The sequence below is a fragment of the Marinomonas sp. 63XJN7_9_ISO-PGPR-S23-217 genome, assembly GCF_056173515.1.
Map to the genome: position 1 here is coordinate 3,243,313 of NZ_CM149678.1, position 13,158 is coordinate 3,256,470.

A 13,158-nucleotide genomic window follows, 5' to 3' on the forward strand; every position below is an offset into this window, starting at 1 on the left:
TATTTTCCCAAAAACATGGTGAAGCCATGGAAGTATACATGCTGCATTCACACAAGAAAGTAGGAAAGCAATGTCCTCCTTCAGCCGTTGTCAGATAGGGGTTAACAGCACTCCATCTATGTGAATAAAGGGAAAAAATATGTGTTTTAGAAAGGTTGTCATTAATTTGTTCATAAAAGCCGCTAGGCTAAAAAACGAATAGAAACAGTCATTAGGGAAGGTAGAACACTTTCAAATACTGGCATTGGATTTGCTATAACCAATAAACCTTTACCATTTTTTGAACGCCGTTCCTTAATTTGGTAACAAGCAACAAGGAGACTTAACTTTCCCAGTTGTTGCATGACGAAGGAGGATATAGATCGACGGTTCGATGGAAGATACATTCTATCCAACCAAGATCTTAAAAAATATGACACAACTACTCGTATTCACAGACTTAGATGGCACCTTATTGGACCATCATACATACAGTTTTCACCCCGCTCTTTCTACATTTCAAGCGCTTCAAACTTTCACCATCCCGTGTATTTTAAACACTAGCAAAACTTTTGCTGAACTTAACGACTTACGCCAATCACTACGCCATAAAGATCCGTTTATCGTTGAAAATGGTGCAGCGGTCTATATTCCGAAAGAACTAGGCCTTATAAACAATGGGGACCAGGATAAACACGGCTTAGAAGACCATGGTCATTATTGGCTGAAAGCATTTGGCCCACATAGACAAACCCTGATAGACATCACCACCCCTTTAAGCAGCCGCTTTCAATTTAAACGCTTTAGCGATATGACATGGCAGGATGTGGCTGAGCTAACAGGCTTAACGGAACAAAGTGCCAAGCTGGCGATGCAGCGCGAGTTTACAGAGCCTATGGTCTGGAAAGATTCTGCTAATGCCTTAAACCTTTTTAGAGACGCGCTAAAAGACACTGACATCCAAGTGCAAAAGGGTGGACGCTTTACTCACCTTATGGGCAAATCCTGCGATAAAGCTCGTGCTATGTTATGGCTTAGTGAACAGTATGCTGTTTTCTACCAAAACACCGTGACCAGCATGGCCCTTGGGGACGGGGAAAACGATATTGGCATGTTAAGTAAAGCGGATATTCCCGTTGTAGTGCGTTCACCTGTTCATGCACCACCTGAAATTCCAGGACGCTACGATGCTTGGTTAACGGATGCCTATGGACCAGAAGGATGGGCACAAGCCGTCAACAAAGCCCTCGCTTCACGAGGGATTGTATAACAAGAAAAATACGCGTTCTTTAAGCGATCCGTGCCACGCAATCGGCAACATGATTTAACACTCAAGGAGATACAATAATGGGCGATTTTTACCAGAACGGCATTATCACCACACTTCACAACTTAGCCAACCGTCCGCTTGAAGACATGGAGAGAGAACTGTGCGAATTTGCTAAAACTCGTCCAATGTCGCTTATTCTTCCCTGCCTATATTCCGAATTGGCGACAGACGCCATGCCAAACATTATCGAACACCTCAAACAAGTTCCGTATCTTGATGAAATCGTTATCGGTTTAGACAGAGCAACAGAAGCGGAGTATCGCCACGCTTTAGAGTTTTTCAGTGTTCTGCCACAAAAGCACAAAGTCCTCTGGAACGATGGCCCTCGCCTTCGTGCCATCGATAGCGTGTTAAAAGGTGAGCAGCTCTCACCTACTGACCCAGGAAAGGGACGCAACGTATGGTTCTGTATGGGATACAACTTGGCAGCGGGTAAGGCTGAATCCATCGCAATGCACGATTGTGATATTGTCACTTATGATCGCGAATTGCTCGCTCGTTTGATTTACCCTGTCGCAAACCCCAATTTCAACTATGAGTTCTGCAAAGGCTTTTATTCGCGCACAGCAAACGGCAAGATGAATGGCCGTGTCAGCCGCCTACTGGTTACACCTTTGCTTTATTCTCTCAAGAAAGTCTTTGGAAACTTAGAATACTTAGATTATTTAGACAGCTACCGTTACCCTCTTGCTGGAGAATTCTCATTTCGTCGAGATGTGATGACAGATTTGCGTATTCCAAGCGACTGGGGCTTAGAAATCGGCGTTTTAAGCGAGATGAAACGTAACTATTCAAACAACCGTTTATGTCAGGTAGACATTGCTGATGTTTATGATCATAAGCATCAAGACCTCTCAGCCGATAACGATGACGGCGGACTCTCGAAAATGTCCATTGATATTACGAAAGCCATTTTCCGAAAATTGGCAACCAATGGTACTATTTTTAATCAAGAAACCTTCCGTACCATTAAAGCAACCTACTATCGAGTGGCACTGGACTTTATTGAAACATACCGCAATGATGCAGAAATTAATGGTTTAAAATTAGATGTACACCAAGAGGAACAAGCCGTTGAACTGTTCGCCAGTAATGTCATGAAAGCAGGAAATATGTACCTTGATAACCCCATGGAAGCCCCTTTTATTCCAAGCTGGAACCGTGTTGTGAGTGCATTTCCCGGCGTGATGAAACAACTGGCACTTGCCGTCGAACAAGACATGCAGGAATTTGGCCCAAACAAATAATCCAGTGTCCATATTCTCTGGTTAAGTTGATAAGACAGATGAAGGTCATGACCTCATCTCCCCTATTTTCAGATATTTTTACAGGTAGACAGCTATGGAAAATACAGTGCCATCACAATTAGAGCAACGGCTTATCGGTCACCTTCAGGTTCTATACCCTAATCGTGACGCCACCGAACTTGCCCGTAACTGTCTGACTACCTTTAATTTAGATCCGAAAACAGAATCCCCTCGTCCCCACAGGAATTTATGGGATCAGTCTGACATTATGTTGATTACCTATGCGGACACCCTCAGATCTGAAGATGAAGCGCCATTAGAAACTTTGCAAAAGTTTGTCAAAACCAAACTAATCAACAGCATTTCAGCCATTCATCTATTGCCCTTTTTTCCTTATAGCTCGGACGATGGTTTTAGCGTCATGGATTACACAAGTGTTAATCCGGCATCAGGGCGCTGGCACCATATTTCGGAAATATCGAAAGACTTTAAGGTCATGGGCGATTTAGTCATCAATCACTGTTCTAGCCGTAGTATGTGGTTTGAAAACTATAAAGCGGGGATCGATCCAGGGGCAAAATATTTTTATGAAGCAGATCCTAACGCCGATCTAAGCGCCGTTGTTCGGCCACGTACTTCTCCCCTATTACGTGAGGTGCAGACCAAAAATGGCACCAAATACGTCTGGTGTACTTTTAGTCATGATCAGATAGATTTAAATTTCGAGAACCCAGACGTTTTATTAGAGTTTCTACGTATTATTCGTTTATATTTGGAAAAAGGGATTCGCTGGTTTCGTCTTGATGCCGTCGCCTTCCTTTGGAAAATCCCAGGCTCCCCCAGTATCAACTTGCCGCAAACCCATGAAATGATTCGCCTGTTACGTCTTGTTATCGAGCACTACGCGCCCGAATCCGTCATCATTACTGAAACCAATATTCCTAATCAGGAGAACCTAACCTACTTTGGTAATGCTAACGAAGCTCACCTTATTTACAATTTTTCACTACCACCGTTACTGATCAACAGCTTGGTCACAGGTAACTGTAAACATCTAAAGCAATGGTTAATGAGCATGCCTCCCGCTCAACAGGGCACCACCTATCTGAACTTTATTGCCTCCCATGATGGTATTGGCTTACGCCCAACAGAAGGTTTGCTAACCGATTGGGAGCTGGAAACCTTAATCAATACTATGAAACGCTTTGGAGGACGCATTAGCTCTCGAACTACGCCTGAAGGCGAAGCCAAGCCGTATGAAATAAACATCAGTTTGTGGAACGCCTTAGCTGGCTCGGTACAACAGGGCCCTGATCAATGGCAGTTTGCTCGATTCTATTGTGCGGCGGCAGTGATGATGTCATTGGAAGGGGTACCCGCGTTCTATATACACAGCTTTTTTGGCACAGAAAACGACCTAGATCGAGTGGACAATACAGGGCAATTTCGTTCTATTAATCGTCATATTTGGAAGATGGAAGACTTAGAGCATGCCCTTAACACCCCAACCCATCATCAAAAAGTGTTCAACGCCATCACCAATTTAGCCCAGATACGAAGAGCACAGACCGCGTTCCACCCCAACGCTACTCAATACATCTTACATATGGGAGATAATCTATTTGCTTTCTGGCGCCAAAGTTTGGATCGTCGTCAAAGCCTATTTGCGATCTTCAATATAACGGATCAACCGCAAAGTTTTAATTTATCAGAATTAAACCTGATCGCCACAGACGATTGGACTGATTTAGTCACTGACACGGTATACGAAGATCATTTAGCAAAAGTCACTTTAATGCCCTACCAATTTTTATGGTTGGCAAACAAAAAAGGTAAAGTAAAACTCGTGGAGTAAAGATAAGTTATCATGTCAACCATACAAGCGGTGCATGCCATCAGCACCGCTTGTATGGCTCTGTAACGAATCAGTGACTAACCGCTTTGGAGAATAGGTTAATAATCACCACGCCAATCACAATCAGGCTCATTCCCAGCCATGCGGCAAGATCCAATTTTTCATCCGCGAATAGATAGCCAAACAGTGATATCAGCACAATCCCCAACCCTGCCCAAATCGCATAGGTAATACCAGTAGGGAGTGTTCTCATCACCACACTAAGCAAATAAAAGGATACACAATAGCCTATCAGAGCCATGGCCGTTGGCCCTAATTTAGAAAAGGAATCGGACGCTTTTAACGACGTTGTCGCGAACACTTCACACACAATCGCCAAACATAAAATTATGTATGTCATTCTATTCCCCTCTTATAGCAATGGACTGGATTATTCTACTTTCATGACTCGCTCTACTATCCAACAGTTTTTTCAAACATCGTTAATAAACTGCCTCTTCAACAATATCTTCCCCCAAAAAGCCGCCCGTTTGGTGTGCCCATAGTTTGGCATAGATACCGCCGTGTTGAATCAATTCATCATGAGAACCTTGCTCCACGATATTACCTTGATCCAATACAATGAGCGTATCCATGGCTGCGATAGTAGACAAACGGTGTGCGATAGCAATCACCGTTTTCCCTTCCATCAAACGATACAAACTTTCTTGAATGGCCGCTTCTACTTCTGAATCCAGTGCGGATGTTGCCTCATCTAAGACTAACAATGGCGCATCTTTTAAAAGCACTCGCGCAATCGCGATACGTTGGCGCTGCCCGCCCGAAAGCTTGATTCCTCGCTCCCCCACCATTGCATCGTAGCCTGTATTGCCATAAGGGTCAGTCAACTGCAGGATAAAATCATGGGCTTCTGCTTTTTTCGCCGCCGCAATCATCTCTTCTTCTGTTGCATCAGGACGACCATACAACAAATTCTCACGGACACTACGATGTAATAGAGAGGTATCCTGCGTCACTAGGCCAATGTGAGAACGCAACGAATCTTGTTTCACCTGACTAACATCTTGCCCGTCAATAAGAATTCGACCCGATTCACTATCATGAAAACGCATCAATAAATTGACGATGGTCGATTTACCCGCACCAGATCGACCAACCAAGCCCACTTTTTCACCCCGCTTGACCGTAAAATTAAGGTCTTCGATGACTTTTCGGTGTTTTTTCCCATAATGAAAATGAACGTGTTCGAAGCAAATTTCGCCTTTGGTAATATGCAATGGTTTCGCACCAGCGTTATCTTGGATTGACAAGGGTTTAGACATGGTTTTCATGCCATCCATAACCGTGCCGATGTTCTCAAATAACGAACTGACTTCCCACATAATCCACTGGGACATACCATTTAAGCGCAGAGCTAAACTCACCGCAATCGCAATGGCTCCCACACTGATAATGCTTTCTTTCCATAGCCAAATAGACAAGCCTGCCACGGAAAAAGCCAATAGATAGTTACAAATCTGTACACCTACATTCAGCCCCGTCACCAAGCGCATTTGCTTGTATACCGTTTGCAAAAAAAGGTCCATGCTGTCTTTTGCATAGCTGGCTTCTCGCTGCGTATGTGAAAACAATTTAACAGTCGAAATATTGGTGTAGCTATCGACGATACGCCCCGACATACTCGAACGCGCATCGGCTTGCTCAGAGGAAACTTTTTTCAATTTAGGAACAAAGTAAAATTGCAAAATAAGGTACAGAACCATCCAAATAAGAATAGGCACAACCAATCGAAAGTCCGCTTGCCCTATTAAAAACAACATGGAAAAAAAGTACACGATGATGTATACCGACACGTCCATCAGCTTCATCACACTTTCCCGAACCGCTAGGGAGGTTTGCATGACTTTCGTTGCGACGCGGCCAGCAAAATCATCCTGGAAGAATGTCATACTTTGTTTCAGCACATAGCGGTGAAACATCCAGCGTATGCGCATGGGGTAATTCCCCAACAAAGTTTGATGCAGGACCGCCGAATGCAAAAATGACACTAACGGCATCGCCACCAGCACCACAACCCCCATAGTAATAAGATGAGTACTTTCATCTTTTAAAAAAGTGTCGGGGTTTTTCTTGACCAGCCAATTGACCAATTGGCCCATAAAGCTGAACATCGTCACTTCCAAAACCGCAATAGTGGCGGTTAACAACGACATAACAAGCAAAGGGATTTCAACCCCCTTTGAATAGTATCGACAAAAAGCGAACAACGTATTGGGCGCTTCACGCGCCTCTATTTCAGGGTAAGGATCCACCCATTTTTCAAAAAAACGTAACATATGCTTCCTTGTTCATTAATCTTTGACGCTACGACAAACATTAATGCTAAGATCTATGATAAAGATCAAAGTCATTGAGAAAATCCGACCAGTCTACTACTAAATGATGGCAAAACAGGGCAAAACCTTGCTTAAAAAAGCAACTGTCCACAGTGCTTACACATTTCAAAGGAATGATATTGATTATAACCCCTTATAATATCGAACCCAGCATCAGACAACAGTCTAAATCGAGATTTGATGCTCTATTTCTCTATATTGATACGCAGCCAACTTTATGAAATTAACCTTACCTGTTTTTTTAGTACTCGGTCTTTTGGCTGGCATTACGCCACTGGCGATCGATACGTATTTACCCAGCATTCCCACCATTGCATTGAGTTTGAATGTCCCCATTCACTTGGTACAAATGACACTCAGCATGTACTTAATTGTGTTTGCTGTGCTACAAATTTTATTTGGTCCTATTTCCGATGCCATTGGCCGTCGCAAAGTTGTCGTGGCAGGTCTCTCATTTTTCATTGTTGGTAGCATTTTTTGTGCGTTCTCAAATAGTTTCAACACCCTGATCATTGGCCGTGCAATTCAAGCCATTGGTGGTGCAGCGGTCGCGGTCAGCATTCCGGCATTAGTCAAAGACAGCCTTTCAACTGATCAATTTGCTAAAGCCATGTCCATGGTCATCCTAGTAATGTCCATTGCGCCTTTGGTTGCCCCCATTATAGGAGGAGCGATTTTAACCCTATTTAATTGGCACTTTATTTTTATTTTCTTAGCGCTTATCGCAGCCTTAGCTATCTGGCTCTTTTTAAAGACCATTCCAGAAACATTACATAGAGATAATCGCTCGCCATTATCTTTTAACTCTGCCCTACGTAACTACGGTGTTATTCTGAGAAAGCCTGCCGTGGTGGGTTACATTCTGGCGGGATCCTTTCAGTTTGCAGGCTTAATGTGTTTTGTAACAGGGTCATCATTTGTCTATATTGAGTTATACGGCGTGGAGCCTTCTCATTTCGGCTTTCTATTCGGCCTCAATATCATCACCATGATGATTGCTACGACGATTAACAATCGCTTTGTCGAAAAACTCGGCATTGAATATTTGGTTAAATACACCGTCTGGGTGTTATTCGGTGCCACCGTTGCGATGATTGTCTTAGCCTTCTTTAAACATCCGCCTCTGGCAGCACTCGTCATCAGTTGTATGTTGTTTACTGGATGCATCGGCATCTTAGGTAGCGGTTTTATGGCGGGAGCCTTAAAGCATTCCGGCAAGCATAACGGTAGCGTCGCAGCCTTAGCGGGGACGTTAAGATTCTCCTCAGGAGCTCTGAGCGGTGTTGTCGTCAGCTTACTCGATAACGGCACCTTTATCCCTATGCTTGGCACCATGGCAGCGTGCGGAGTGCTATGTGTAATCACTTATCAAATTGTCATCAGGTACTTCGACTCCCCGGAGCAAGAAGAGGCTGTATAAATCTACTGAAGCGGTTTCCGTCGGTTAACAATGTAATGGTCGTGCAAATATTTAGCATTCCGTTTTATAATTCACTAAGCCATAGCAGGCTTTATGGAAAGATGACAATAAATGCGGCTCGGTTATTGTTCCAGCATTGCCTGAATAACAAGCTATTAGAGGCAGGCAAGGCAAATCTTACGATACCCGAGACGCCCAAGGCTTATTCGCCTCTTCTTTCAGTCGTTAAAGAATGGAGAACTCATGTTAACAACCGACTCAATATTAGAACAAGTCAAAAGCGCACCAGATCAAGTACAGTTTAAAGAAGTGATTAGCGTTATTGAAAACGAATATACCTTCACAGCAACCTCGTTTACAAATGGCCAGCTAGTCAATGGACTAAATGAAAACAATGGCTCATGTAAAATTTTTTACTTTGCTCAATTACATCAGCTTTCGCCTGAAGAAACCTTACCCTTATTTGGTCACTTCTACCGCATCGACGTGTTAGAAAACCCAGAAGGGACAGATCATCAAAACATTCGTCAATTTATGCAACATGGTTGGGATGGCATCGCCTTTGATGGGGTTGCGTTAAGCAAAAAAGCCGAATAATCAATTTTTCGGCCCGAACAAGTCAGTATTCAACTCTATACTGGCTTGTTAACACAACAGTGCTATCCATAGTGCCTTCCCTATGAATAAGCCCTATGAACGTGAGGTAGAGATGGATTTATTAGCATTTGATTTGGATGGTACCTTATTAAATCAGGGTCAGCGTCTATCAGACTATACATGCGACACATTAGAACGGTTAAAAGCCGCCGGAATAGTCTATACGGTAGCCACTGGGCGAACTCACTTTGCCGCAAAGCCCTGCATCGCAGGCCATGACTTTCCACACTGGCAAATTTTCAAAAATGGTGTGGAATGGTGGAATCCCAACAGCCAAACCTATCGCCATCGTAATTTTTTAACCCCTGAATTGATTTCCCAAACACTCTTATCTTTCGAAATGCACGAGATCACGCCATTCGTGTTTTGTTTGGACGAAAGCGGCTCGCATAAGGTCTACCATCCAACATTAAAAGGCAGTCTGAGCGATCACATTGCCAATGAATTAGGCAGCCACGATCAACTAAGCCTTCACCCAATTGAAGAGCTCGATCCTCATGCTGTTATCACAAACATCAGTGCATTAGGTCGACCAGAGTTAATTGAACGCATTGTGATAGACAGTCGTGAGCACAAACACATCACGGCCTATTCCGGTGGTGGTATTTATAATAAAGATGCCTATTGGTTAGATATACACCATAGTGGTGCATGCAAAGGCTCTTCATTGATGGAGTTAAAGGAGGAACTTGGGGCCCAGCGTGTTATCGTCTTTGGTGATGGCGATAACGATCTAACCATGTTTGCCATGGCGGATGAAGCATACGCCACAGACAATGCCTTAGAACATATTAAAAAGGCTGCTGACCATGTTATCGGTCATCATGATGAAGACGGTGTTGCGCGATATTTACGCGAACGATACAGTCTTTAACCGTTTTTCCAGCTAGTATAGGTTATACCACTATGATTCGCTAAATAGGCTGGCATGTCGGCCTTTTTAGCGAATCAGTCAACCAAGTCAACTAACGTTCAATATTGCTAAAAATGTGATCGTTTTTGAATAGGGTTGTTTTTGCCTTTAACACCCCCATTTACTTAATTACAACAAAACAGGCTTTACGCAGTCATGATTATGACTCATGATTGTCTTAATAAAGATATTTTTGGAGAGACACGATGTTTGAATTTATAATGTTCGTAGCTGCTTGTGCTGCCATTGCATTTTTTGCAGTGACTATTCAGAGACAAGTTTCTCAGCCCAAAAAAACCATGCAGCCGATTAAAATAGAGACTGAGAAAAAAACACCTAAGCGCATGCCCCATCGTCGCTACTACTAGTACTTAACCAAACTGTATTAGGTAGAATATAGGTTTAAACAGATGAGAGTTATCATGAAACTGTCTGCTGACCTACTAAAAAGTCAAGTACAGCAAGAAGCTATTTATCTTCGATAAGTGGCTTTTTTATTGTTTTCCCACCATACCCTTCTTTAAACAATACTTTTTTTAACTACCAATGTTGTATTCTTTTAGCTTATTCGCAATCGCACTATGACTTAAGCCTACGGCGTTAGCCAAACGCCGCGTACTCGGAAACTGTGGGTACAATTGCCGCAATAACTGTGACTCCCATGACTTCAGCGTTTTATCTAAAGAGCCATCCACAAGCTCAAGCGCTATTTCTTCATTCCGATCATCGGTTAAGACAAGGTCATCGGCATCCCAATGGCTTTTCCCCAAACCAAGTGATTGTAAACACACATTCTCTAACTCTTTGATATTACCCGGCCAAGAGTATAACGACATCTTTACTAAAGCCGCTTTAGTAATACTTGGCATAGGCATACCGTAACGCTCACACAACCCTTGAAGTGTCTGCTGAACTAGCCCCTTAAGATCATCTGTACGCTCTTTTAGTGAGGGAACACGCAATTGCAAACAAGATAGCGCAAAATACAACGTCGAATGGATCTGTTCGCTAATCTGTTGCGTTTTTGGTAAGGAAGTCAATCCGATAAGCCTTACTTTTCCTTGGTCACTGGTCGAATGCTCTGGCTGACGCAATAGCCAATTCGCCAAATCTACCTGCAGTTCTGGCGCCAAATATTCTAATTCTGCAATGGCAAACCAGCCAGAAGCGTGATCCAGTTTAGCAATGTCCTCAGCACTTATCTCGCGAGCATGACGAAGCATCAGAGCCCCACCGTCTACTTGCTGCTCTAACCAATACTGGTATAAAGCGCGCAGTAGCTCTTTTTTCCCCGTACCGACGTCCCCATAAAGCAATAAAGGGTCTGACATGACGGCAAACGCTTTGGCTTTTTGTAGCATGTCGCACATGGCCGCACTTTGAATCACGTCTTTCTGAAAATAAGTTTCAAGATGCTTTTCTATATCTGGTGCCTGCTTGAAATGCTCAGTTTGTCGATTCAACCTTGCTTGGGATTTTAAATGAATAACTGCACCGGCTGGATTAGCATGACCCTCTCCATCAGGAACAAAAATGGGCTTCATTTCCAAAAGAACCGATTTATTTTGCAGACGAATACGTTTACTAATTCCCTCTGCCATGTCTTCCCAAGCCATTCTGGAGAAATTCACTCCTTTGATAAACTGCTGTAACGGCTTTCCCACTAATGCGCCAATCGGCACTCCCAGATCCGCCGCAGCCAACTCGGTGGCCATAGTGATATAGCCTTTTAAATCCACCGCAACAACGCCATCTGGCAAGGCTTCAAGCAACGTATTCAAGGCGTTATATTCACGCTCCGAGGGCGTAAACATAACAGTCTTAACATCCTCTACCCCATCAAGACGACGAATATCGGCTAACAAAGACTGCAAGTCAGCAAAAGGGATATCAGGAAAACCACAATACAAACATCGGCGCTTTGAGTCCGTTTCAATCAAGCGAATATCAATTTGGTAAGGGATAAAAAAATCAAGAATCCCCCTTATCATGCCAATTCTATCTTCACACTGGATCTCTAAGCGCATAGTTTTCTCTGTGGTAAATATTCTCTGTCGTAAACGATAGTATGTGAATAACATCACTATTTCAGTGATCAAGCGCAACCAATAAACTCACCGCGCGCGCCCCGTTCGCATGGATGTCGATTACTTGGCATTCGTAGTTAACAACAAAACATCGCGCTGAGGAGCAAAGGTTTCATAAAGAGGCAGTACCGCCGCCCCCATGGTCACTCCTGTCGCCGTATGCTGAGCAACACTAATCGTAGGCACGGGCAAAACGCTTTGCTGATTGAGTAACCGAGTCATATGACAAATCAACTGATCAACGACAACAATGGGTAAACGGCCTCCAATCATAATCATCTGTGGATCATGCAATGCAATCACCGCGCTGAGGGCTGGTTGTATTTCTTCAGCGACCTCGCCACTCCACCTATCAATTAAACCCACAACATCTGGTGTTTGCCAAGCCTCATGCGACTGTGGATATTCTTGAAGGTGATGGGCAAAAAACCGCCTTAATGAGGAAAGAGATAACGCTTCAAGAATCCAACGACCATGCTTACCCGATAAGGTAGGAATTAACCCAAAGCTACCCGCTTTACCGTGAGCACCAAGATAGCACTCACCGTCCGCAACAATGCTTCCCCCGCAAGCAATACTGACAAACAAATAGAAAAAGTGCCTTACCTGAGTCCCTTGAGCAAACAATAATTCACTGGTTGCCGCCGCAACAGCATCGTTTTCTTTATAGCACATTAAGCCCGTTTCACTGGCTAACCAGGTCTCAAACGCATCGGATTGCCAATAGGTTAATTCTGCCTGTAAGCGAACTAAATCCACTCGCAACTCGCTATCAGTCACTAACGAGTCTAGCCAACCATCCATATAATCCGGCTTCGCCAAACCAATCCCTTTAACTTTTATCCAATCGTCCTGAAGGCGCGCTTTCACTTCACTGATCAACTCACTTGCAATGTCTTTTGCCACTTGCTCCGTTGGAAACGGCACATCCCGTTCCAGAGATAAAACACAATGCCCACTAAAATCCAGCAATACTGCACTGATATGATCACGGTCAACATTGATTCCCAGTCCATAGGCTCCTTGGGCATTAATGCTTAGCTTAACCGATGGTTGACCACGCTTTCCACGCACTTTACCTGACACTTCAAGCAAGCCTTGATCCAGTAAGGATGAAGTAATCACCGAAATGGTTTGTGTACTAAGTCCTGTTTCTTCGGCAATTGTCACCCGAGAAATGCCGGGGCGCCGGCGCACTAAATGCAAAATAATTCGTTCGTTATAAATGCGACTTTGTTCTGACGTGCTGCCAAGGGATTTCATAAACATGACTC

Annotated in this window: 11 protein-coding genes; 7 read left to right on the forward strand and 4 right to left on the reverse strand. The window is 43.7% G+C overall.

The window, feature by feature from the left end; translation table 11 throughout:
* Nucleotides 1–412: 412 nt before the first annotated feature.
* The 3 genes from AC0VYI_RS15160 to AC0VYI_RS15170 all read left to right on the forward strand — a co-directional run bounded on the left by AC0VYI_RS15160 (nucleotide 413) and on the right by AC0VYI_RS15170 (nucleotide 4,411).
* Nucleotides 413–1,249, forward strand: a complete 837-nt coding sequence (locus AC0VYI_RS15160; protein ID WP_475443884.1) for an HAD-IIB family hydrolase — start codon at nucleotides 413–415, stop codon at nucleotides 1,247–1,249.
* Nucleotides 1,250–1,326: 77 nt separating this feature from the next.
* Nucleotides 1,327–2,556 (forward strand): glycosyltransferase family protein, encoded by a 1,230-nt coding sequence (locus AC0VYI_RS15165; protein ID WP_199474642.1) that lies wholly within the window; start codon nucleotides 1,327–1,329, stop codon nucleotides 2,554–2,556.
* 94 nt (nucleotides 2,557–2,650) lie between these two features.
* Nucleotides 2,651–4,411, forward strand: coding sequence for an alpha-amylase family glycosyl hydrolase (locus AC0VYI_RS15170; RefSeq protein ID WP_475443886.1), 1,761 nt, complete (start codon nucleotides 2,651–2,653; stop codon nucleotides 4,409–4,411).
* A 70-nt stretch (nucleotides 4,412–4,481) separates the two neighbouring features.
* On the opposite strand, the gene AC0VYI_RS15175 is transcribed toward AC0VYI_RS15170, so the two are convergent.
* Nucleotides 4,482–4,811 (reverse strand): DMT family transporter, encoded by a 330-nt coding sequence (locus AC0VYI_RS15175; RefSeq protein ID WP_475443888.1) that lies wholly within the window; start codon nucleotides 4,809–4,811, stop codon nucleotides 4,482–4,484.
* 82 nt (nucleotides 4,812–4,893) lie between these two features.
* On the reverse strand, nucleotides 4,894–6,747 hold the full coding sequence (locus AC0VYI_RS15180) for an ABC transporter ATP-binding protein (RefSeq protein WP_475443890.1): 1,854 nt from the start codon (nucleotides 6,745–6,747) through the stop codon (nucleotides 4,894–4,896).
* Nucleotides 6,748–7,024: 277 nt separating this feature from the next.
* Here AC0VYI_RS15180 and AC0VYI_RS15185 point away from each other — a divergent pair, with 277 nt between their 5' ends.
* From AC0VYI_RS15185 to AC0VYI_RS15200, 4 genes are all read left to right on the forward strand, one after another.
* Complete coding sequence (locus tag AC0VYI_RS15185) at nucleotides 7,025–8,227, forward strand: Bcr/CflA family multidrug efflux MFS transporter (protein ID WP_475443891.1); 1,203 nt, start codon at nucleotides 7,025–7,027, stop codon at nucleotides 8,225–8,227.
* A 243-nt stretch (nucleotides 8,228–8,470) separates the two neighbouring features.
* Nucleotides 8,471–8,824: a HopJ type III effector protein gene (locus AC0VYI_RS15190; RefSeq protein ID WP_199474637.1), complete on the forward strand. Its 354-nt coding sequence runs from the start codon at nucleotides 8,471–8,473 to the stop codon at nucleotides 8,822–8,824.
* An 82-nt stretch (nucleotides 8,825–8,906) separates the two neighbouring features.
* A complete protein-coding gene (locus tag AC0VYI_RS15195) occupies nucleotides 8,907–9,758 on the forward strand; it encodes an HAD-IIB family hydrolase (RefSeq protein ID WP_233407531.1) in 852 nt (283 codons plus the stop codon).
* A gap of 245 nt (nucleotides 9,759–10,003) precedes the next feature.
* The gene (locus AC0VYI_RS15200) at nucleotides 10,004–10,165 is read left to right on the forward strand and encodes a hypothetical protein (protein ID WP_475428587.1); all 162 of its coding nucleotides are present in this window, start codon (nucleotides 10,004–10,006) and stop codon (nucleotides 10,163–10,165) included.
* A gap of 168 nt (nucleotides 10,166–10,333) precedes the next feature.
* On the opposite strand, the gene AC0VYI_RS15205 is transcribed toward AC0VYI_RS15200, so the two are convergent.
* Nucleotides 10,334–11,824 carry a TyrR/PhhR family helix-turn-helix DNA-binding protein gene (locus tag AC0VYI_RS15205; RefSeq protein WP_475443892.1) on the reverse strand — a complete coding sequence of 497 codons (1,491 nt, stop codon included), beginning with the start codon at nucleotides 11,822–11,824 and terminating at the stop codon, nucleotides 10,334–10,336.
* A gap of 120 nt (nucleotides 11,825–11,944) precedes the next feature.
* Nucleotides 11,945–13,147, reverse strand: a complete 1,203-nt coding sequence (locus AC0VYI_RS15210; protein WP_475443893.1) for an ROK family transcriptional regulator — start codon at nucleotides 13,145–13,147, stop codon at nucleotides 11,945–11,947.
* Between the last annotated feature and the right edge of the window lie 11 nt (nucleotides 13,148–13,158).